The sequence below is a fragment of the Pedobacter sp. GW822-FHT03F06 genome (assembly GCF_058801365.1).
In genome coordinates this window covers 1-25,414 of the sequence record NZ_JBXANE010000014.1, presented here as the reverse complement: position 1 = coordinate 25,414, position 25,414 = coordinate 1, and the positions used below count along the sequence as shown (strand labels likewise).

11 protein-coding genes are annotated in these 25,414 nt (G+C 39.6%); all 11 read left to right on the top strand.

Annotation, left to right across the window (positions count from 1 at the left end):
- The 11 genes from AC1RJ8_RS21230 to AC1RJ8_RS21180 all read left to right on the top strand — a co-directional run bounded on the left by AC1RJ8_RS21230 (window position 1) and on the right by AC1RJ8_RS21180 (window position 24,993).
- Window positions 1-1,761: a hypothetical protein gene (locus AC1RJ8_RS21230; RefSeq protein ID WP_492955540.1), complete on the top strand. Its 1,761-nt coding sequence runs from the start codon at window positions 1-3 to the stop codon at window positions 1,759-1,761.
- Window positions 1,758-2,657, top strand: coding sequence for a hypothetical protein (locus AC1RJ8_RS21225; protein ID WP_492955539.1), 900 nt, complete (start codon window positions 1,758-1,760; stop codon window positions 2,655-2,657). Before AC1RJ8_RS21230 ends, AC1RJ8_RS21225 begins: the two co-directional genes overlap by 4 nt.
- Window positions 2,654-3,667 carry a hypothetical protein gene (locus AC1RJ8_RS21220; RefSeq protein WP_492955538.1) on the top strand — a complete coding sequence of 338 codons (1,014 nt, stop codon included), beginning with the start codon at window positions 2,654-2,656 and terminating at the stop codon, window positions 3,665-3,667. Before AC1RJ8_RS21225 ends, AC1RJ8_RS21220 begins: the two co-directional genes overlap by 4 nt.
- A gap of 5 nt (window positions 3,668-3,672) precedes the next feature.
- A complete protein-coding gene (locus AC1RJ8_RS21215) occupies window positions 3,673-3,819 on the top strand; it encodes a hypothetical protein (RefSeq protein WP_492955537.1) in 147 nt (48 codons plus the stop codon).
- Between the two features lie 151 nt (window positions 3,820-3,970).
- Window positions 3,971-6,520: a TonB-dependent receptor gene (locus tag AC1RJ8_RS21210; RefSeq protein ID WP_492955536.1), complete on the top strand. Its 2,550-nt coding sequence runs from the start codon at window positions 3,971-3,973 to the stop codon at window positions 6,518-6,520.
- Window positions 6,517-7,617: a DUF928 domain-containing protein gene (locus tag AC1RJ8_RS21205; protein ID WP_492955535.1), complete on the top strand. Its 1,101-nt coding sequence runs from the start codon at window positions 6,517-6,519 to the stop codon at window positions 7,615-7,617. Before AC1RJ8_RS21210 ends, AC1RJ8_RS21205 begins: the two co-directional genes overlap by 4 nt.
- The gene (locus AC1RJ8_RS21200; RefSeq protein WP_492955534.1) at window positions 7,614-8,030 is read left to right on the top strand and encodes a hypothetical protein; all 417 of its coding nucleotides are present in this window, start codon (window positions 7,614-7,616) and stop codon (window positions 8,028-8,030) included. Before AC1RJ8_RS21205 ends, AC1RJ8_RS21200 begins: the two co-directional genes overlap by 4 nt.
- A 1-nt stretch (window position 8,031) precedes the next feature.
- The gene (locus AC1RJ8_RS21195; RefSeq protein WP_492955533.1) at window positions 8,032-14,607 is read left to right on the top strand and encodes a hypothetical protein; all 6,576 of its coding nucleotides are present in this window, start codon (window positions 8,032-8,034) and stop codon (window positions 14,605-14,607) included.
- Window position 14,608: 1 nt separating this feature from the next.
- The gene (locus tag AC1RJ8_RS21190) at window positions 14,609-15,400 is read left to right on the top strand and encodes a hypothetical protein (protein ID WP_492955532.1); all 792 of its coding nucleotides are present in this window, start codon (window positions 14,609-14,611) and stop codon (window positions 15,398-15,400) included.
- Window positions 15,401-15,542: 142 nt separating this feature from the next.
- A complete protein-coding gene (locus AC1RJ8_RS21185) occupies window positions 15,543-24,668 on the top strand; it encodes an RHS repeat-associated core domain-containing protein (protein ID WP_492955531.1) in 9,126 nt (3,041 codons plus the stop codon).
- Between the two features lie 4 nt (window positions 24,669-24,672).
- Window positions 24,673-24,993 (top strand): hypothetical protein, encoded by a 321-nt coding sequence (locus tag AC1RJ8_RS21180; protein ID WP_477635922.1) that lies wholly within the window; start codon window positions 24,673-24,675, stop codon window positions 24,991-24,993.
- Window positions 24,994-25,414 lie beyond the last annotated feature (421 nt).

Here is a 25,414-nt window from a genome sequence, read left to right as displayed (position 1 = left end):
ATGAGCATTAGATTAAGCTATCTCATCATTTTCTTTTTACTTGGTGTAAAGAGCACAATGGCGCAGACTGGTGTTCGGAATGACGCGGGCCTACAAGGTAATGCCGGTGCAGTTTCGGGCTTTTTTGAAACTGTAGCGCCTACAAATTATCCTTCGGGCGCTGCTAGTTGGTGGCATTTGCTTGATGTAAGACATTCCAATGAGGTTAATAATTATGCCATGCAGATGGCCGGGAGTTTTTTTGATCAGAATTTCTATCTGAGGAAAACCAATGGTGATCCTCAACAACCCTGGTTAAGAATACTTACCGAAAGTAATGGTGTACTCAGTTCGGGGAATTTAAACATTCAAACCTCTATCGGACAGTCTTTTTTTACAGGCCATCAATTGGGAAGTACATATGGTTATGGGGCTGGCATTTTCAGGGCTTTAACCGATAATCCAAATGGCAGCCAGAATTTTTATTATGATGGCGTAACAGCTGGCAACCGCCTTTTTAGTGTAAGGGCAGATGGACAGGGCTATTTTGCGGGTAATCTGGGAGTAGGTATGCCCACTCCAATGGCTAAATTACACATTAGAAAAATGGATGCATTTACTGACGGCAATGCATCTGGCTCAACCATCGACAATTTATTGCTTATTCAGGCGCCTTATACTGGCTCCGATCCATCGTCAATGAACGGAGCAGGATACAAGTGGGGGATTCAGCTTTGGGGCAGAAATGATGTAGGTCAACTATCTGGAGATAAAAGCGTTGGGATTTACGCCGTAAGTGAAGATCCAGGTTTAGGGTTTAACCGGAGTGTTGGCTTGGCTTTACATACCAGCCCCTTTGATCAGGCCAACCGCGAGGTCGCCCGTATTACATCAAACGGTTTTTTGGGACTGGGCACTGCTAATCCCAGACAAAAATTTGATCTATGGGGTGGCAAATTAATGGTGACGGGAGAAGACCATAATGGTACAGCACTCGTTACCTCGGCAGCTGGTGTCGCTTACTTCGGCAATAATTTTTATGATAATGGACTCTCAGTTTCGAGCAATGGAAAAATAGGGATCGGAACTGCTGTTCCTGAAGGGAAACTTCATTTGAATTATGATGGCACGGCACTAAATGGGTCTAATCCTACTTTCGGAGGGAGCGGTCTGATCGTTCAGGCAGCAACAGGGGGAAGATTTTCGGACAAAGGCGCCCAGATAGAATTCGTAATCCCTGCAAATAGTGACGGCTCAAATTTCTATGGCCAGGGCAGGATTATTACTGTTGCTGGAAACCAGCAGAACAGCAACGCTGCCGGGAAGATGATTTTGGGTACCCGGCGGCTTTTTGACAAATATGGCAATGGGCAAAACTGGTTTTATGGGGATGATATCGTGATTGATGGTAAAGGCAATGTTGGTATTAATATTTCCAATCCTTCTGAAAAATTAACGGTAAATGGAACAGTCAAAGCCCGCGAAATTCGGGTTGATGGCCAGGGCGCACCCGATTATGTATTTGAAGAAACTTATCATAAACTTTCACTCGCCGAAGTTGAAAAATACATCCGTTTGAACAAACACCTTCCTGAAGTACCTTCTGCAAAAGAATTCGAACGCGATGGAATGGCTGTTGGCGAAATGAACAAACTGCTACTTAAGAAAATTGAAGAACTCACGTTGCACCTGATCGAACACGAACGTAAAATGAACGAGCAGGCCGAAGTATTGGCCAGGCAGCAAAAGGAAATAGCCGAACTTAAAGGAAATCTCAAATGAAACATTTATACATTTTAATCTTAGTGCTCTTTAGCGCTATGAACTTATCTGCCCAGCAGTTCAGTTTACCTGCCGATGGAAAATGGTATCTGGTGGCTAAAGTTGGTGGTTTGCACAGCGAATTTGAGTACACCTATAAACATACCACAGCACATAAGCCTTCATTGGTATCGGGTAGGATCCAGTTTATCAATTCTCAGAATTTTTCTATTCAGGAGCATCATAGTATGGGTTATGCAGCATGGCTGCAACCGCAGTTTGCACTATTAAATTTTGGAGGAGAAAGCCAAATATGGGTAAAAGCGGCAATAGGTGCAGATCTGGGGGTTTTTAAAGTGAGCAACTTTTTAGCAGGCGCATTGGAACTCGGTTCTATCAGTGACGACAACTTGAATGATAACGGCGCCATAGTAACCATCTTTAATACGATAAGAGACAATGCCCATACTTATGTTGGCAACCTGAACGTGATGGATGGGAACGTAGGTATAGGGACTGATCTACCCTCCGAGAAGCTAACAGTAAACGGAAAGATCAGGGCAAGAGCGATCAGGGTTGATGTTGATGCAATGCCCGATTATGTTTTTGCGCCAAAATATGAGCTGCTACCCTTACCTGAGCTTGAAAAATTTATACAAGTGTACAAACACCTGCCTGAAGTTCCCTCGGCCAGTGAAGCAGAAAAAAACGGAATTGAACTGGGCGAGATGAACCAACTTTTGCTCAAAAAGATCGAAGAACTCACGCTCCATCTGATTGAAAAGAATAAAGCTTTGGCTGCACAACTGGCAGATATTAATATACTTAAAAAGAATACAACGGATCAACAGGAAATGCTTTTAACATTACAGGCAGAGGTTAAACAACTATTGGCCAAACAAACACAGGAAAAATGAAAAAGGTTCTGATATATGCGCTACTAACCATAGGTAGTGCCATAAAACTGCAGGCGCAGGCACCTGTGCTTACCACAAGTGTTACCATTAAAGATGCTTACGATAATATTGTGGTTAGCCGACAGGGAGACTACGTAAATCAGCTTATCGGCACCTATGCAGGCTGGGATCCGGAGGCCATTTTCGTTGGCGGTTATAACGCCCTATCCGCATACGGTGCTACTTCTACCAAAAGAATTTTTTTAGGAGGACCAAGTTCTGGAACCAACTTTTTAGCGATGGATATTCCTTCTGGTAATCTTGGTTTGAATATAACAACCCCCCAAAGCTACTTTCATGGTGGGAATAATAAGGTTTTTGAAATATTCAATTCAAACAACGCAATGAATAGCCAGTCGCATTTAATCCTCAGTAATAACTCAACTTTAAGTGGAAGTTCGGCAGGCAGTATCACCTGGATATCGAGGAATACACAATTTAATCAAGGCATGGCTTACATAGGGGCACAGCTTACTGACGATGCTACCAATGATGCCAAAGCCAGGTTACTTTTTGCTACATCTAACGGCGCACAGCCCATGGTAAAAATGATTATCGATCCTGTAGGGAATGTTGGGATTGGTACTTTTAATCCCGAGGATAAACTCACGGTGAATGGCCGCATCAAAGCAAACGAAATCAAGGTTAACGGGCAACAGATTCCTGATTATGTCTTTGAACCCCACTACAGAAACCTTTCGCTATCAGAACTAGAAGCATACATAAAAAAATATAAACACCTGCCTGAAGTTCCCTCGGCCAGTGAAGCAGAAAAGAACGGAATTGAACTTGGGGAGATGAACAAAATTCTACTTAAAAAGATCGAAGAACTCACGCTGCATCTGATTGAACAGGACAAGGAAATTAAGGCCATGAAAATGCAACAGTTAAATGGTAACGGTACTAGTGCCAAACCACTAGTGCCAACGGCTAAATCCACAAAAAACAAACAAAGAAATTTAAAAAAATGATGATTATGAAGTTTACAGACGCATTATATCAGATCAATAGACAGAAGATTAACCAGATTTTTGAAACCATGGGAATTGAATATTGGCAGTTTCATCAAACATTAGGTCACTTTCGTCATTTGAAAGGTACTGTTTGTGGAAATCGGGCTTAGCCTGTTTTTTTACCGCTATTATTTTAATGATATTCGAAATTGAGTTCTCAAACTCCCAAACAAACTAAATAACGCTTTATTAATGTCTATTTCTGTCTTACCCTAAATGCAGGGAAAAGCCTTTGATAAAGAGCTATGCTAAATTTAATGTATGAACAAAGCCGTAATAACAGCTACTGTGCTGGTATTTTTTTGCCTGCATTCAGTGCAGCTTCTCGCGCAACTTCCTTCAACAGGGCAGGCTGTTATAGACAGTCTGAAATCGGGCAAAAAGAAGTTCTCCAAGCTAGATTCGCTGGCTATGCAAAAAATCCAGGAGACTAAAAAATCATTAAAGTTACAAGCAGGCGCACAACCAGGGCAATCGGCTACAACCAGATTGTTAAGTAAGGATAGCCTGAAAAAAAATGTTAAAGAACAATCTGTTAGTGTTTCTTCACAATATGTTAAAACAAAGGAACTGGTTGCAGATAGCTTGAAATCGGCGAAAAAGAAATTCTCTAAGCTCGATTCAGTGGCAATGGGGAAAATACAGGCGACCAAAAAATCAATATTAACCCAAGCAGATGAACGTGTAAAACAATCTGATATTGCTAAACTCCTAAAAAAAGACACACTCAAAAAAGGTTCTAAGATACAGTTTAATGATGTTTCTGTAGGAAATGAAACCCAATACATTAAAACACAGAACCCGGGCAATGGTAAAAACCTGTTAAATAATGTAACCTTTTATGGCCAGTTGAAAATATATAATATTCCGGTTGATCTTTCATTGGCGAACACTTATACGGCCATGAGAGATTTCAGGTTCGATCAGGGCAATCTTTTTAAGTTCAATTTACCCAAACCGAGTTTTAACCAGTTTTTTAAGGCCGATATAGACAAATACCGGAACTTGCGCAAGAATGTATTGAGCGGGCAAACCGCTGAGTCTTTTCTCCGGAAGAAAATACAGGATAAGATTGCAAAGAACCTTAATCTTTCTGCTTCACCAAAACTACAGGCCTATTTAAATAATCCCGAAAATTTAAGAAGCATGCTCAAGATGGATGAATTGGAGTTGAAGGGAAAACTGAATGAATTTACCAACGAAATTAAAGAGCAGGCACAGCGCGGGGGGAAACAGCTTAGCCAACACGGACAGGATTCGCTTACAAACTTATTAAATGCTAAAAAACAGGAATTGTTTACCGAAATCCAAAAGGTACGACAGTCTGTATATGATAGCGGGCTTGACCCTGAAAAACTTGAATTGCTGGAAAAAGTAGCCCAAGGTAAAATCTCGCAAAAAGAACTCGAAAATTTCTTTGTCTCAGAACTTGCTAAAGGAAAAGATATGGGCTTTCTACAGAAAGGTTATGCCCAGCTCCGCGAGTTTCAGGCTGGTAATTTCGGGCATCAATTGCCTGGAAGTTTTCTAAACCGCGATCTCTTTTTAAACGGTTTCAATTTGTCTTTAAGAACACCAAGAGGGCCGGTAACAGTGGGGTTAAGTACCAACCGCGACCTTAATTCAACAAAAGATGCCAGTTTTAATGCGTCCACTTTTGCCATCCCAAAACTCTACAGTTATTTAAGTGTGCCCACTACCAATTTTTCGTTTGGTTCGGGCAAGCTTTCATGGGTGGGTACTTACGATCGGCAATTTAACGGAAGCTTTGGATCAGCTCAAAATGCATTGCCGAGAAATAATATGGTATTTACCGTTAGTCAGGCCTTTCGGTTCAGTAAAGCAGGAACATTTACTTTCGATGTTTCCAAATCTTCTACACAATACAAGGAACTTGCTGCCTTTGGCCCAGATCAGTTAATAATCGATAGAAATACCAATGGTAATTACTTTAGAGATGATTTTCTGCAAACCATGTCGGTTGGGTTAAACCATTCTATCGATGATAAAAAGCTGGGAATCAGGAGTACTGTATTTGTTAATTATGCGGGTTCCGGATTTCAAAATCCTGGGCAACAGGGAATCGGTAACCTTAACCTAAGGTTTGGTGGAAATATCCGTAAAGAATTTTTCCACAAGAAAATGACACTTTCTGTACGTTCTGATTTTAAAAACATGCCCATTAGTGCGACAGACAATTCACACTGGAGCAACCATAACATTCAGCTCGATTCGAGATTCCGCATTTCCCGGTCGGCTAATTTGGGCATAAAATATATTGATAATGGTGTTGATAAGGTATCGCAGGGCAGTACTCCGGTATATGCCTCTAAAAAACTTCAGCTCGATCTCAATTCGAATTATAAACTGTTTGGGCAGCGCGGGTTTAGCCATGTAAGTGTGGCGCAGCAGGAAATTGCCAACCCCTTATCATTGGGCAATTCTAGTTTATTGCAGTTAAACTACGTGCAAACAGTGGTATTTAAAGACTTTTCACTTTCTGGAAACCTTTTTTATAACCGCGAACTGAATACCAATACCATATTGGGCAATATGCTCAACTCAGATGCATCGCTTCAATATCAGTTATTCAGAGGCATTTCAATGTCGAGCGGATTAAGTTACCTCGATAACCAAAATCTTGCCCGCCAGGCCGGTATTAAACAAAGTATCCAGTTTATGCTGAAGAAACATTTTGATATCTCTGCTTATGTAGATATCCGTAAAAATCTGATTACCCCAACCTATCCAGATCTTTTTTCTACCAATAGGGGAGAAATATCCATACACTATTATCTCGACAGACAATGAGCAAGCTTAAACTAAGATTATTTATTTTATTTATTTCCATAAGTACTGTAGTGTCTGCCCAAACCAGTATTGTGTTTGTTCCAGAGGTATATGGTACCACCTTGAACGGTCTTTTCAGGGCATCGATATACAATGCTTCAGGTGCGAAATCGGTAAGGATGAACATTACGGTAACGGAAGCACGTGCAGGAAAAATTGCCACCATACAAACGGGTGTATTTACCATTGTGCCAGGGAATAACATTATTCCTTCGGGAGTGGCCCGCACAGCCAGCGTGGCCATGGCGCAGAATGCAACGGCAAACTTTATCAGGCGCAACCAATACTTCCCCCAGGGCGATTATGAATATTCATTTAATATTTATTCGGCTTCTTCAAGTGAAGAGATTATTATCGATCAAACCTTTAACAACGAAATTACACCACCAGCGCCATTAGATCTGATTGAACCCTACGATCAGGACGAAATCTGCGAAAAAAGGCCACTGCTTACCTGGCAACCTTCCATACCAAAGGTTGATGGATTACTCTACCAGGTGATGCTGGTCGAAATTAAAGATAAACAGAACGCCGTTGAAGCCCTGAACTACAACCTGCCAATTGTGAATCAGAAAGGAGTGGTGGCCAATTTATTGGTTTATCCGCCAAATTCAAAAGAGCTGGTGGCCGGTAAAAAATATGCCTGGCAGGTAAGCGCCTACCGCGATCAAACGGTAATCAACCGTTCGGATGTTTGGTCGTTCGAAGTAAACTGCCAGGATACAGTTAGTGCAGTTGTACCAACTGATTACGGGTATAGGGATATAGAGGATCTGGTTAAGGGCAATTATTATGTGGCTGATGGCCAGATTAAATTTGCCCTAGTTAATTCTTATGGAGAGCAGGAATTAAAATACAATATGCTATGTATTAATAATCCTTCGAAAAAGATAAAAAACCTTCCTAAGCTGAGGTTAAAGCGTGGACAGAACAAAATCAATATTGATCTGAGTCATAATTTTTCATTTGAGGACAACTATTCTTATATCATGAAAATTCAAATGCCTGATGGCAGTCAGAAAAGTTTAAGATTTTTATATAAACAAACAACAGAATGAGACAAGTCACTATAATAATGTTACTTGGTTTGATACTTTCATGTAGTACTAAAAAACCTGCCGGTCAAAGTTCAGATGTCGACTTAAATGTAATGGCGCAATTAAAAGAAACGCCATCTACGGAGCACATGCGGACTTTCATGATTAGGGTATTCCCTGATCAGAAATTTACTGAAAGTGGTAAAGAAAAAATTACCGAATCTTTTCTTTACCATTCTGACAGTTGTTTTTATCTACTTAAAAATAATGTAAAGTTATATCCGGAATACGTGGAGCCCATAGTAAATGGCATAAAAGGGAGTTATGAGTTTCTTGTAGGATTCAGCGACCAAGACCTTTCGTCAAAAGAATATACACTGATTTATCAGGATCAAATTATTAATAAAAAAAAATACGTTCTCACGATCAAATAATATGGGATATACTTTAATTAATAAGACCAAATTTATTGCTAAATTTTTGCTGGTGCTGTGGTTGCTACAAATTTTTCAACCCTTAAGTGTTTATGCACTAACATCAGGCCCAGCCCAGCCAGAAGCCCAATCTTTTCAGCCTGTTGGAGTTTCTGATATGGTTGATTTATTTAGCGGAGATTTTAAATACAACATTCCTTTGATTGATGTAGATGGTTATCCCATTAATTTAAATTACCAATCAGGGGTAGGGATTGATGACGAAGCCAGTTGGGTTGGTTTGGGTTGGAATTTAAACGTTGGCGCTATTAACCGGCAATTGAGAGGGATTCCCGACGATTTGAGCGGAGATGAACTGGTAACAGAACAACACACGAAGAAAAAAATAACAGTAGGAGGTAAATTAACAGCTAAAGTTGAATTTTTCGGTAAAAACACAGCTTTTAGACAAGGAGGAGGCGGGTTGAACGGCTCATTAACTTTTGGCATTTTTAGTGATAATTATACAGGCATAGGGGCCGAAATTGGCGCAAATGCTGGAATGTCTTTTTCACTGATTAACGACGGTCAGCTTACAGCCGGACTCGGGATTGGTATTTTATCAAACACAGCTTCGGGCGTAGACGTAACACCTAATGCATCTTTATCTATTCACGCCATTAAAGAAGAAAAAGCTATTGTAAATGCAGGCTTTACCTCCTCTTTAGGTTATAATAGCCGTTCTGGGTTGAAAACGTTAAGTTTTGGTAAGAGTTTTATGAGTTATAATAGTACCTCGTCTATTTCCTACAATACAGAGCCGATAATGCCAAAACTCCAAGTACCTTATACTACAGAATATGGCTCTTTTAGTGTAGATGTTGGTGGAACTGTTTTTGGTGTTTATGGTAGTGCAGGTGGAACAGGTTATAAGAGTGTAAGGTATATTTCTAATGGCGGCAATTTCAGGAACCCTGAATATGGGTATTTATATGCCGAGCGCGGAAAAAATCAAAGAAAAGCATTGCACGATTATATAAGAGAAAAAGATAATCCTGTAATTCCCGAATTGCCAAACCTGGCTTTACCAATTGCTACGCCAGATATATTTGCCTATAACAGCCAGGCAGGTTCTGGCCAATTTAGGCTATATAGGGGGGGCACTGGTGCTTACTTTGATAATGAGGTTGCAGACCATTCTGAAGTACGCAGTATTGGGGGAGATATTGGATTTGGCGCTTATGCACATGGCGGTGTAACTGTTTTTAATCAATCAACCTCGAATGTGACGAAAAAATGGACAAATGACAACAATTATTTGAAAAATGGAGATTTTCAGGATGAAGCCACTACTGATCCTGCCAGGCAACACGTTTTCTTTCGGAATGCCGAAGACAAAAATATTGAAGATACTGCGATGGTATCCAAGATATATGCGTCAACTCCACTTTCAATTTCAACTTCAAATAAAACAGCATCATCAAGTTTTAGCACGGTGAACAATTTTAGTAGTAATGTATTACCAGTTGATGGAAAAATAGAAAAAGACAAACGTGAAATTCTGAGTACTTCAATTTCTTATCTGACGGGATTAGAAGCCTCAAAGGCTGGTCTTAACAAAGAGATAGAAACCTGTAGTTTTATTGATGGACAAAATTTTGATCCGCGGTATTCGGAGACTGTTCGTGTGAGTGTTGATAGGGACAAAGGGATATATAGGCCGCATCATATCTCTGAAATAACAGTAACCAATACCTCTGGTCAGCGGATGGTATATGGCACTCCGGTTTATAATAAAGGACAACAAGAAATTTCATTTGCGGTAAACAATGCTGGAAATAACGGTACGGGTAAAGTAGATGTGCCTATGAATGGCAATGAAATTAATCATGATAATCAGGGACTTGATAATTATTATCATAAGGATTCGCAACCTGCATATGCTTACAGCTATCTGATTAGCGGAATTTTATCGCCCGACTATGTAGATAAAACGGGAGATGGAATAAGTCTTGACGACAACGGGACTGGGATTAAGTTTAACTACAGCAAAATTGATTCATATAAGTGGCGCACTCCTTTTGGCAATAAGAAAAATGGAGATTCGCATGTGCCGGAAGGCAGCTTAAACAGGGCCTTACTCGCCGATCCTGATGATGATAAGGGATCCATTGTATATGGTGAAAAGGAAATTTACTATGTACATTCAATAGAATCAAAAACTAAAGTTGCTTATTTCATCACAGAAGACAGGCTTGATGGTTTAGGCGTAACAGATTGGAAAGGTGCTTTAGATATGGGGACAAGGCAAAAATGCCTAAAAGAAATCCGTTTATATTCTAAAGAGAATTTAAGTAAGCCAATTAAAGTTGTAAAATTCGAATACGGATATGATTTATGTCCAAATACACCAAACTCTATTGCGAGCGGGGGTGGTAAATTGACCTTAAAGAAGGTTTGGTTCGAGTATGGAAATACGCATAAAGGCCAATATCATCCTTATGTATTTAGCTATAACTCAAAGATTAATGGTATAGATATTCCTTACGGAACAATGATGACAGACCGTTGGGGTAACTATAAAAATCAGACTAATCCCGGGAATTTAACGAATGAGGAATACCCTTACGCAACCCAGGATAAAGCATATGCCGATCAGGTTGCAGGTTTATGGCATATTAATAATATTGAATTACCTTCCGGTGGGAATATAGAAGTTAAATACGAAGCAGATGATTATGCTTATGTGCAAAACAAGCATGCAGCAGTTATGGTTCCTTATAGCTTTCCCGACGGTACAATTTTAAGTAATGCGAATGCTATCCAGCTTAATATAGATTCGGTTCCGCCTTCAGGGCAAGATCAAACGCAATGGTTCAAGAACACATATTTAAATGGATCTGACTATATCTATACCAAATCCCAAATTAATGTTAGTACAGCAAATGCACCTTCCAGTAATAATGGAGTCGATTTTGTATCTACTTATTGTAAGGTGACTTCAGTTTCGGTCAATTCAGGTGTGGCAAAGCTTAGTCTTGAACAAATAGCCGAGGGTGGGCCAGCAACCAATCCTATCCGTTTTGCCGCCTGGCAAAAAATGAAAAATGAATATCCCAAATTTGCATATCCGGGTTACCAAAACAGGGTAGGAGATAATGGGAACACAGGAGTAGCTGCAGCGGTTAGTGCAGTGATGAACGCCGCTGGAAACTTAAAAGAACTTCGCGAAAATTTTTACCAAAAGGCAATGCGAAAAGGCTATTGTAATACAGTTGAAGCAGGAAAATCTTTCGCACGTATAAGCTTAACATCATCTGCAAAATTAGGTGGTGGCGCTAGGGTTAAGCAAGTTACTATAAAAGATGAATGGGATGTATTAACTGGCACAAATGCACCCAAGGGGATTTATGGGCAGCGTTATGAGTACACCACTACATCGGGCAATGGAAAAAAAATAAGCAGTGGGGTAGCTACTTATGAACCATCTATTGGTAATGATGAAAATGCCCTAAAAGAGCCGGTGCCTTATGTTCAGAAAATAAAAGGTACGATTAATAATTATTTCGAATTGGAAGCGCCTTTTGGAGAGTCTCTATATCCGGCACCAAGTGTTGGTTATAGCAAAGTAACTGTAAAAGATCTCGATGCAAGTGGCGCTCTTCCTCCTGATCAGATTCCTAAAACCGGGTATGTTGTTAATGAGTTTTATACCGCTAAAGACTTTCCGGTAAGGGTTAATATTTTGCCTTTAAAAAAATATAATCCCAAACCACAAAGTAGTTATTCTCTTATTCGAACCAGCAGTATAGAAGAATTGGTATTATCTCAAGGCTATTGCATAGAACTGAACGATATGCATGGAAAGCCTAAGGCCAACCGGGTATTTAATAATTCTGGAGTAGATATATCTTCAACTGAATACAATTATCAGGTTGAAGACCAAAATGCTGTAGAAAAAAGATTAGATAATAAGGTAAGTATTGTTAAACAGAACGGCAATATTACCTCTGGTATTATTGGGAGAGACATAGAGTTTTATACTGATTTTAGAGAACAGGAAACAAACAATTCTGGCCTGGCTGTAAACCTAGGTGTTGATGTTATACCCTTCATTTTTGCGCCAATAGTAATACCCCATTTCCCAATTAATAGCAATAACGAATATAAACTATTCAGATCAGCATGTGCGGTGAAGGTTATTCAAACCAATGGGTTAATTAAAAATGTGGTTAAGAAAGAAAATGGTTCTTCTATTTCGGTAGAAAATGTAGCCTATGATGGTGTAACTGGAGAAGCGCTGCTGACCAAAACGCAGAATGAATTTAACAAAGATTATTACTCGCTTAATTTACCTGCTTATTGGGCTTACCGTAAAATGGGGGGAGCCTATCAGAACCAAGGGATGGTGCTTAAAAATGTTTCCTTAAACAGCCTGTACGAAATTAATGATGCTTACTGGAGTTTACTTACACAGGGAGATGAATTGGTTAATATTGCATCTGGAGAGCATTACTGGGTAGTTGATAATCGATCTTTAATTGTCAATAGTTCTCCCAGTCATCCTGAGTATTTGGATCTTCAATTATTAGAACCAACTAAATTATTGATTGACCGAAGAGGAAAAGTATTAAAGTCTATCACCGGAACCGATGATGCCAAAAAATTCAAGGTAGTACATTCTGGCTATAGAAACCTTCTGTCAGCCGGAACCGAGAGTATTGTATCGGTAAATAATCCGATAAAAAATAATAAACTAAATATTAACGGCGACTTAAGCCAGATGAAGGTATTATCTGCATCACTTACCACTTATGATGATGAATGGCCAGTTGATGCCTTAGGACAGGTAACAGACCGTATTGAGAATACCTCATCCACTTTCAATTTCAGAATTGTTGGATATAATTCTGAGCATGGTCGTTCCGGATCCCGTTTTTATAATCCATGTGATGCCGAAGGTAACTTTTTTAATGCTCCATGTGGAAATCCGGATTATTATAATTTCAGCAATAGCTATTTAAACTCCAGATTAATAAATATTGGAATATGGCCTGATACAAGTATTCCGGCAAGTTTAGCTGAACCCTTAGGTTTTACTTCCACATTTGATGCTCCGGTTAGTAAATATTATTTCATAGGCTTTGCAGGTGATGATAGGATTAAAATTACCATTGATAATAATGTATTGCAACCAACTGTGAATTTTCCTGAAACTTATGAATATTGGACCATTGTTCCTATTTATCTAGCTGCGGGAACTCATAAAATTGAAGTTGAAGGATATAATATTCCTAATGCATACAACAACTGGTCTGGTAATCCAGGAAGTATCGGTGTTGAAATTTACCGGGATGACATACAAAATGTGCTATCTGCTTCAAGTGCTAATGTACCTGCAACAATATTTTCAACATCTTCCCTCGCATATAACTATGATATACAAAGTTTTAGGACCATAAATGGTGTTAAAACATGGCATTTTACTTATGAAACGTTTTACAATCCTTTTATACAGGGGATAAAAGGTAACTGGCGGCCCAATTCACAAAAAGTATATCAGGAGAACAGGGCTTACGACAATATTTTTACGTTGAGTAAGAAAGGAGTGAATGCAGCCAATGCTGGTTATATTAAAACTTTTAGTTCATACTGGAATTTTGGTGGATTTTGGAATAATATGGTCGAAAACCCTTCAACGACCAAATGGATCACATCCAATATTATTACCCAATATGATAAATACGGGCAGGAACTAGAAAATAAAGATGCCTTAAACCGATATAGCGCAGCAAGTTTTGATTTTAAGGGCGAATTGCCATCAGCAGTTGCCTCTAATGCCAGGAACAGAGAAATCTATGTAAATAGTTTTGAAGACCGCGGTCGCCATACTATTGTGCCTGATACCAATGTGGTTAAGGAATTTGTATCGAAGCCCTATGGCCAACCATTATACTGGTCGATTTCTAACTCGGTATCACACTCTGGTAATTACAGTTTGGCATTGTCAACAGATGGGATTGTACTTTCTACTGTAAAACACAATAAAGAGCAAAAAACGATGCCATACCTAACCCGCAACAACAATGGCGAGTTTAACCTGCTCAATAATTATGGTTTACTGCCCCGTGGTTTTGAACCGGTACAGGGAAATGAATATATTTTTAACGTTTGGGTAAAAGATAACCAGCCAACAAATAAGAGTGTTAACATAAGTGCCTATTACCAGGTTCCCAATTATGGTTACAGCTATCCGGTTGAATTAAACTATAAAGCCGTTGTAGAAGGATGGAAATTATTGGAAGGCAGGATAAAGACACAAGTTAGCGGATATCATAAAATGGACTTCCTGCTAAAAGCTAATTATGATGGAATTTATATTGATGATATCAGGATTCATCCAAAAGATGCTCATTTAAAATCGTACGCCTACGACAGCCGTAATTTTAAACTGATGGCCGAACTTGATGAAAATGCTTTTGCAACCTTTTACGAATATGATGATGAAGGATCATTAGTGCGCGTGAAGAAGGAAACGGAAAGAGGTATTGCTACCATTAAGGAAAACCGTTCATCGTACAGAAAAAAGAACCTATAATATGAAAACACTCCATAAAAAAATATTCTTTTTATCAGTTGGTGTATTAGCCCTATTGGTTGTGGCCTACTCCAGTGCAAAAATGATTGCGAATAAAGCAACTGTAAAAACGGTAAACCTGAAAGATACAGTTGAAACCATAAGTATTGATACCGTAAAACTAAAACTCTTTACCCAGGCTGGTAGAGCAATTGATTTTAATGCTGATCGACTTTTTATTTCAGGAACATTAAGTGTTCACGACGGTAATGATAGCTCAGTGAATGTTAACAATGCAGCTTATTGTTTTGTAAAGAGAGACAGTAACTTTTATTATAAGCTGAATTTGGTAGAAATGCTAAATACCAGATCTTATTGCGTGCAAACAGATGGGCTGCAGAAAAAGATTATGATTTCATCTCATAAGCGTATTAGTCCCCAGTTAATGTTTCCGCAATTGGAAAAACTGGTAGAACATTTACGGGAAGAAAGATATCATGTTGTCGAAATGCCAGCACCTGAAGGCTTACGGAAAATAGCATTGATCAATCCTCATCATGTTACCTGTAAAGAATACAGCATCACTTTTAACAGTGAAACATTCAAACCAACTGAAGTTCTGATTAGACTAAGCAATCTGGATGATCCACTAAATCCTAAAATGGATAAAACCATTTCAATGAAATATTCAGAAAACAGTAATATCAATGAGGATGCCATGCTTTCTATTGAAAGAATGGTTACAAAAACAGGCAAAGGATTTAAGGCTGTTAATGCTTACAGTGGTTACGAGGTGATAGCGGTGGGCCAATAGGCTGACCTTAATGTTAAAAAAAAAGCAGTTTTTGGAATGTTAATATGCATTGCAGCGTATTGTTTCAAACTGAAGAAAACGAGGATAATTAGGTAATTGCGCCTAATTAAAACAAGATTTTATTAAGAAATAATTTACAGTTATGTTAAAAACGCTCCGTTTTATTTTTGTGGTTTCTTTATTGGTATTGCTGCAACAATATGCATTTGCAGCGGTAGAACCCTATCAAAACTTCTTAAAGGGCAACATTAAGGTAGGCGACTCGTTATTGGTGAAAGATGAAAAATTTAAAAACACATCGTTTAACTGGGCCGATATTACAAATATTTCGGTTAAAAATTCCATTAACTTACAGGTTTTAGATGAAGAGGCCATTAGCCAGTCTTTTAGTTGCAGCTTAAAAATCAGGGTCGAATATTTTAGTTCACCAGAACAAATAGCAGCAACCAAAATTGAAGACGTAGAACTTAAGGTAAATTACGATAAAAAAACCGGAGCGGTTTATAAGGGCATTGATACTTATAGCTTTCAGAATGGTTATTATGTAAAAGTTTATGTTGTTTCGATAAATAGCCCTGAATTTGGTACTCAATTGCCGCCAATATTGCAGTTAAGCAGCATGATCAATATCGATCGTAAATATGCCTTTAAACCCTATCTGTTTTTGGGTATTAATGGTCAGCAAGGGGATGTATCGAAAATACGTGGGGTGCAACGGTTAAGTAATGGAAGTGTTCAGGATAATCAATTAAAGCTGAGCTGGTCTTTAATACCAGGTGCAGAAGAATACGATATAGAATGGGTGGGCATTGACAGTGGATCGGAATGGGAAACCATAGCAGATGCCCTAAAAATTAATAGTGGAACATATTCAAATGATGATATTGCAGCAATATTTAGAAACAATGCCACTCGAATAACCACGCACGAAAATAACTATGCCATTTCGTTATTGTATAATGCCAAGTATATCCTGGTAAGGATGCGGCAGGTGCAATACACGGCAGATGGACTTAGAAATACTGGAGATTGGTTTTATAAACAGGAAGATAACAATACTTATGCGATATGGGAGCCAAGCTGGCATCAGGAAAATTTAAACTGGCAATATTCTGCCACTTATGCCGAAGAAGGTAAAAAGAAAGAAGTAGTCAGTTATTTTGATGGATCGCTAAGAGGACGCCAAACCGTAACCCTTAATAACAGTGATGATGTAGCGGTAGTACAGGAAAATGTTTATGATCAGTTTGGACGTGCTGCTGCCAGTATTTTACCTGCTCCTGTTAGAGAAAGTACAAACAACCAAGCCTTACATTATTTTCCATCTTTTAACAGAAATGCAAATAATGTTCCTTATAGCTATGCAGACTTAAATGCTGCTACCTGCGAACCTTTACCCGGGGCCTTAAATATAGCATCCGGAGCATCACGATATTACTCTCCGCAAAACCAGTTTAAAAACCTAACATCCTTTAATCAGTATATTCCAGATGCCGGTGGTTACCCTTTATCGGTAACACAATATACACCTGATAATACCGGACGTATAAAATTGCAGGGCGGTGTTGGTTATACCTTTCAACCAGGAAATCCTGAAAAACATACTACCCAGTATTTTTATTCGAAACCAGAGCAATGGGAATTGGATAGACTGTTTGGTAATGATGTAGGTTTTGCCGAGCATTATCTTAAAAATATGGTGGTCGACCCTAATGGGCAGATCAGTATCAGCTACCTTAATGCAAGTGGTAAAACTATAGCAACAGCATTAACGGGCAATACACCTGGCAATGTTTCGGGTTTAGATAATAAACCCGATGCCCGGGAGATAAGCATGAAGATATTAAAACCTGAACAGTTTAGTTTTGATGCCAGTCGTTTAAGTTTAAATGCAACAACAACCTACACCGCATCAGTACCAGGCCCAGTTACTTTAAAGTATGATATTGAAAAATTGATCTCAGAATATCCCGGTAATGCTTTTAAACCCTGCAGCAATTGTTATTATGAACTGGGCATAACCATTCGCGATAATTGTAACGTGATTGTGTATAGTACCGCTACCCCTGTAAAAATTGGTGCTGAAACTTCAAACTGTGATGATGCTGGCATTTACGCTAGTACGATAGAAACAGCTTTTAACCAAATAGGCGAATATTATATCACTTTTAATTTTAACCTCAGCGAACGGGTTATCAATTATTTTACTGATGAGTATGTTAGAAAAGGACAAGAAGGACTGCACCTTAAGAAACAGGCTGATTTTGTATTGAAATATCTGACTGAGAGCCGTTTTCAGGATTGCTTTTCTGACTGTAAAACAGCAAGAGCAAAACTGGGCAGTAAAACAGACTTTACTGCGATGTTTATCGCTAAGCTCAATCAGTTGGGCGAAGCTCCAGCTCCTTATCAGGATTTTATTTCTGGTACTTATGATGATCTTCTAACCAAGGTGGCTGCGCTTGAAGCTGGTTGCGGAAATACTTCTCCTTGTGATGAGTACCAGAATCCTATGTTATTGGACGTTTCCCCTGGTGGGCAATATGCCATGGTCGATCAATCAGGTAATCTTTTAGAAACGGCTACCAATGTATTACAGCTTTATTTTAAACATGGTGCATTTGATAACCTGGATAGTGCTGATCCTAAATATACCAATAATGCTGTAACCAGGGAAGATGGTAGCATTACCTCTCCTTATGATGCATCATTTACCCTATCCGATCTGGTGAGGTACTGGAAACCCGAATGGGCAGCACAGTTTTTACGTTTTCACCCTGAATATTGTAAACTGCAGTTTTGTATCAATCACTCTGGTGAGAAAAGATGGGATGATAGTTTAAAGGAGATAGAAACCGCTGCGGCAATTGGTTATCACCGCAACAATGCGATAAACTGGTTGCTCAATTCCGATCCTTTTTTTACCGATCCTGCCCATAGCTCGTACAAAAGTAGTATGGAGTTCGACCTCACCAATTTTAGTGTGGTAAAAACAGGCCGAATGGATGTTGCCGTTAAAAATATCTATGCTTTTATTGATTTTGTACTTTATTGCTCAGATACAACCGGTACAACCAATCTTGGGGTTAATACAACAGCACAGAACTGGAATACCTGTAATCCTAACGATGCGTGTAGAGTAGAAAACCGAGAATGGCAGTTTTATCGTGATTACTATCTTGAACTTAAAGCAAAATATATAGAGATACTTAGAAATATCGAAACCTGCGATCCTTCTGTTACTTGTCCAATTGGGAAACCGGTAGCTACCGATTATGATTATACTAATAACGGCGATTGTTCTTCCAGACAACTCCTGGGCTCCACTCAACAACTCTCTTCCAATAGTTTTAGGGTATTTGATTATATCAATAATCAGCAAATTACTTATACCTACATTCCTGGCACAGTTAATTCTCCACCTGCAGTTAATTGCAGCAATTTAAGCAGCAGACAGTTTTATCCTTGTATGGAGGTAAGTATGCCTGGAGTTGAACCTATAAGGTATACCAATGTGTGGGAAACAACTTGTGTTGAAAGCATACCTGTTAGTTGTGGTGTTGAAGGCAGTTTGGTAGCTGATGGTAGTTATGGCGTAAGCCAGTATTATGCTATTTCTTCGCCATATCGATACGATTATAATTTTTACGAAGGTTATGATGAATCCAATTCACCTCAAGTAGGTTGTAACGGAGGTTTATATAACAGCGACCTGACTTTTTACAATTGCTATACTGTGTATTACGGGGGCTCTAGCTTTGTGTTTAACAATGTTTGGGTAAGTATCTGTAATACTTATATTGGAGGTAGCGGCGGTGGCGGTGGTGGTGGCAATCCATGTGATCAGCAGCCCACTGCGCTTTTTAAAGCCGTTGAAGCAAATACCACCAATAACCTTGAGCAACCGCCCTGCGAAGTTACCCAGCAGTTAATGGCAAACAATTCGGCCGAGCAGCAGGTTTTGGCCGATTTCGACAGCAATAACATCTATAGCGTTAGAACAGTTGAGCTTAGTGAAACCAATAAAAGTGCCGCCCGAAAAAGTAATGACATTAGTGCCGAATCGGATACACCAAATCAGTTTGGTGAATATGAATTTAAACCTTATTTCGCAGTACAGAATGAGAAGGGAAGTTACAGGATATACAGAAATGTTTGGGTAGCTAAATATCAACCAGAGCCGGTTTCTACATCATCGATGGCAATGAAAAGCAGTGCTTTGCAAACTGAAAGCGCCATGCGTGTTTCAAACACGGTTACCGTTTGCGCAAGAATAAGCGATAACGTCAACTACGATGGTATTATTTCAAAGTATATAGATTGTTATGGATATTATTTTCACAATCCAAGGAAAACAACTGTCGAACTGGTCGATCAAAATGGTAATCCGGTTACTTTCCATATGGATGTGCAGGTTACTGTAAATTTCAGGATAGATCACGACTTTTCGAGTACATACGAATCAGTAGTCATATCGGTTCCAAACGGACAAAACGCTGCTACTTATTTTTACGACTCTACCTATTATATACAGGTGCAAAATTGTAATCCCTACCAAAAGTCCTATATCAACCAAAACACAATTACGGGTGCTACCTTTTGTACTGCTGCACCGAATCCAGCTAATTGCCCAGCCATTTATGCAGAAAAAACAAGCAGGTTCGATCCTGATATTACAGCGCCTAAAACTGGTTTAACCGATGCACAGTATGTAGCAGAGCAAAAGGCAGCTTTAACCAGCCAGATCAATACTTCATGTACAGGTAGTGCCGATGGTTGGATACAACGTTTAAGAAAAGGTTTGGAAGCTGGAAACTATACCTCAAAAATAGATGAATTAAGAACTAATTTAATCGCCTTATGTACAAAAGGTGGCGATTTAGAACATCCCTTTGGTGCCAGCAGTTTACCTGCCGATCAGAGCATCATGATAAATGGGCAGCCTGCTACCAACTTTGGCGATGTAATTAAATACACTTTAGCGCCTTTAGGTTTTACCACTTTTACCGACCTGCTTAACCCATGGTTAATCGATTCGCCGTATCCACACGAGGTTAAACAGCAACCTACCCAAATCTCCATTTCTGCAACAACAGATGCGATTTGTAATAAATTAAGCAACCTCTCCGGTTATGGTACTTCTGGTTTTTACAATACCCTGGTAGCACAATACGGAACGGCCATGACCTTAACCGAGGCGGAGCTGAATACTTTGATAAAAGGTTGCACCAATTGTAAACATTTATTGGATTACGATATTAAACTTCCGGTTTTCTTAGATGGCGCAGCAACTGGCTGTATAGATAGAAATGCCTATAACTCAGCAATATCAGGTTTAAATGCTGCGTTCGGCAATGCTTTAAGTCCTTCATCTGCCAATTACGAAACCATTTTTAGTAATTATTTAAATCAGAAATTTGGTTTCTTTTTATCTTATCACGATTACGAGGTTTATGCCAGCAGTAGCCGCGATTTGTTATGTAACGAGCCGCCTTATGTTGCCGCACCTATCGATCCTATGGCCTGTGTAAAAACATTGATCGATCAGGCTTATGGAATTGGGCATGAGCAATACACAACTTATATTAACGAAGAAAAAAGAAAGTTTGTTAATGCCTATATCAATACCTGCGCGGCTGCAAAAGCCAATGTAACATTAAAGGCATCGCAGCAAACTTACCATTATACTCTATATTATTACGATCTGGCAGGTAACCTGATCCGTACGGTGCCACCAGAAGGGGTAACGCTTTTAACCGATAACGAAGTAGAACTGGTACAACGGGGCAGGAAAGCACAGCCTGAAGATTGTAATTACAATGGTCCGGTGAGCGAAGCTGATCAGAATACCGCTTTACAAACCCTTAGCAATACTTTACAGGGGCATGGCAATACGGCCGTAGAAATGTGGCTGCATACCGATGCGGATGGGGGCAAACAGTTTGTTGCCGCTACACCCGATATGAAATACATGCTGCAGGCTTGTGTAAACGGCAACCTGGTTAATGTAGATATTTTCACCTTAAACCAAACTGCGCCGGATAATGTTAGCATAGTATTAAGTAACCATGTTACGGCCAATGTAAGCGATATTTTACCACTATCACCTTGGACACATGTGGTGGTACAAGGCACAGACCTCGCGCAGGGTGCTTTACAGATCTGGGTAAACGGAAAAGCCTATGCGCCTGTTGCAGGCGCTCCATCTGCTGGTTGCGGTTGGACCATTTCGAGCAACCCGATTAATATGCCGCGCAATTTTACCAATTTAAAACACTTTAGGATTTATTCGGGACGTTTAATGGCAGCAGGCGAAATTACGGCCAATGCAGAAAGCCCTTGTTTTGCCGTTGCCGATGGTACTGCCCTTGCCTGGTACCGCTTTAATATACCTGCAGCGGGCGGACCCACCACCATTGCCGAAAACAGTACTTTAGAAACCCAGTTTAACGGAACCTATCCGCTACATAAGTTAACCACTACTTATGCCTATAATGCGACCAATCAGGTGGTAAAACAGTACACGCCTGATGCGGGTACGAGCAAGTTCTGGTACGATTATTTAAGCCGCCTGGTCATTTCTCAAAATGCAAAACAGGCCGCTGGTAATAATTTTAGTTATACCGATTACGATGCATTGGGCAGGATAAGAGAAGTGGGGCAAAAAAATACGGCAAGCAGTGGCTTAACCGAACCTGCTTATGTAGACAATACTTTTTACCGTAATTTTTTAAACCTGGGCAGTAATACGCAGATTACCAAAACCTATTATGATGGATTAATAAGTGATAACGGAGTATTAACCAACTTAAGCCAGGATAACCAGCGTAAACGTGTATCGGCCAGTGTATACCGCGAAACTACAGGAACATCTGCCATTAATGCAAGCTATTACAGTTACGATGTAAGCGGTAATGTAAAAACACTATACCAACAGATTAACGGGCTTGGACTAAAAACTTTAAATTACGAATACGATTTAATTAGTGGCAAAGTTAATTTTCTAGCCTACCAGCACGGCCAGAACGATGCCTTTTATTACCAATATAAATACGATGCCGATAACCGCTTAACTTCGGCATGGAGCAGTACACAGGCCAATGTGGTAAATTACGGTTTTGGCAGTACCTTAACCGATCCTAGCCGCCGCATGGATGCCAGTTACCAGTACTACCTGCACGGTCCGCTGGCCAGGATAGAACTTGGCCGCAATACCGAAAAGGTACAGGGGCTGGATTATGCCTATACCTTACAGGGCTGGTTAAAAGGCGTAAACGGAACCAAATTAGATCCAACCATCGAAATGGGAGGCGATGCTGCACAGCCTCAAAACGCCACCATTGCAAAAGATGCCTTGGCCTATAGCTTAGGGTATTATAATGGCGATTATAGCCCAATAGGTGGCAATGGTGCCTTTGCCCATACTTATGTGGGGGCAAATGGCGATCTCACTGGCCGCCCATTATTTAATGGAAACATTAGCAACAGTACCTACAGCATTGCCAAAATAAACAATGATGCAACAGTGGGTTATAGCTATGGCTACGATCAGTTGAACCGCATTAAAAATGTGCGGCAGCACGATATTGGCACAGGTAATTGGAACTTTGGCAGTGCCAACGATAAATTTAAAGAAAGCTTTAGCTACGATGGTAATGGTAATATTTTAAACCTGCAGCGCAATAACCAGGGCGGAAACACCATGGATAACCTGGGTTATACCTATAACCGCGATGGCGCAGGTAAGCTGATAAATAACCGCCTTGCCGCAGTAAACGATGCCGTAGGGGTAACCAATGGAAACGATATAGGCAACAACAGTTATACCTATGATGAAATAGGCAACTTAAAAACTGATGCTGCCGAAGGCATCAGCAACATCGATTGGAGTGTTTATGGCAAAATCAAAAGCATCAGCAAAAATAGCGGTGGCATTAACTATACTTATGATCCATCAGGCAACCGGGTAAGCAAGCTGTACAATGGCATTACCACCTATTATGTACGCGATGCCCAGGGCAACAGTTTGGCCGTGTACGATAATACCGGCAATACCAGCAACTGGCGCGAGCAACAATTGTATGGCAGCAGTCGTTTGGGAATGTGGAAGCCAAACCTTAATTTAGCAACAGCCAATGGCAGCAGCATTTGGAACAGCTATGGCCTTAAGTTCTTTGAGTTAAGTAACCACCTGGGTAACGTAATGGCCGTAGTGAGCGATAACCGTTTACAAACCGGCAGTACCTACGAACCCGATGTCATTAACAGTAACGATTATTATGCTTTTGGTGGGCAGATGAACGGACGCGATTTTACAAACCCAGGCGCACAGGCTTACCGTTATGGTTTTAACGGTAAGGAGAACGATAATGAGGTAAAAGGAGCAGGCAACCAGCAGGATTACGGGATGCGGATTTATGACCCGAGGATTGGGAAGTTTTTGAGCGTGGATCCGATTACTGCAAAGTATCCAGAGCTAACACCTTATCAGTTTGCCTCAAACAGTCCAATATTTGGGATAGATTTGGATGGATTGGAGATTGCAAATCCACAAGTTGAGTTGCGGAAAAAATATCCTGTTTTAACAGGGATCGCTGATGGAACTGATTATTTTGTTAAAGGTCTTTGGAAGTTTATTTCTGCTGACGTTTACAAAGCAGATACTTATAAACAAGGAGTATTATTCTTAGAAGAAGTTGCTCTTTCTTCCTCACCAGTTAGTGAAATTTATAAGCCGCATACTCCCAAGCTTGATGCAATGGTTGACAATCTAGATAAAGAAGTTCTTAAGGGAAATACGTATTCTAGAACTAAATATATAACAACATTTGGGGAAGGATTATTAACATCATATGTTGGAGGGGAAGCATTTAGTGTATTGAAAACTGCAGCTAAAGCTAGATTTATGTCTGGTGTATTCAGGATAAGTGTCAAAACACTAGAGGCAGTAAGTACACATTTAGAGCAGTTTGGATATAGGGCTGAAAATACCATCATGCTAGCTAGAATGGAAAAAATTGCAAAGAAAACTATGAAGGCTACAGAGATTGATATAAATTTTGCAAAGCATGAACTTAGAGAAATTGAATTACAAAAAGCATATATGAAAAAGGGAATGACACAGGTTGAAGCTCAAGAGGCGGCACATACAGCAACATTGAAAGAACAGGGGATGTATCACAGAGATTACCAATCAAAACTCTATACCAAGGAAGCTATTGAAGCTGGAGATGCTCAATCAATGAAGGAAGCAACATCAAGACACTAAATTTATGGGAGATTTTAGAATAGATATATTTATTGTTTTGGCGCTTTTAGGTAAGAATGATAATTTTAAAAATAGTTATTCTTTAAGAAGAGTGCTACATTGGAAATTTGGAATTTTATCCGATATAGAATTAAAAGAAGAAATGATAAATAATGGATTAATAATCAAGGATATTAGTGGTAATGTTAATATTGATTATAACATAACTTCTTTAGGCATCACTTATTTGAAGCAGAATTTTGATAGAGGTAAAATAAGTATTTATGATAGTTTTCCTGAATTAAGTGAGTTTCTTGATGCACTTTTTGATGAATTTGTTATCTAGTTAGATATCTTTAGCTCCTTCCTAGCGCAAGTCTTCGTGGGCAGATTAGTGTTACTGGCTGACTTGTGCATTAAAATATCTTAGCCTGGCTCTTGTGCCGGGCTTTTTACTTTTCTAACACTTCGAGCTTGATTAGCCTGGCTTTTATGGCCCTCCTGCTAGTCCGAGCGGATTGCAATTAGATAAATTGTGCTGGTGCGAGTTTTTAACTCGTACCAATATAAAAAAGCCATAGTTTTAAAATCTAGAAAGTCGCAATCCTAAACTTTCATAATTTTCGAGACACAACAATCCAGTTGAGGCAGGCTTTGTAACAGAAGATTACCATTGGAAGTATAGTAGTACAATAGATTTTTCTGGAGAAAGGGGTTTGTTAGAAATTGATATAATTTAAGTTAAGTTGGATACGAGCTACAAGCTC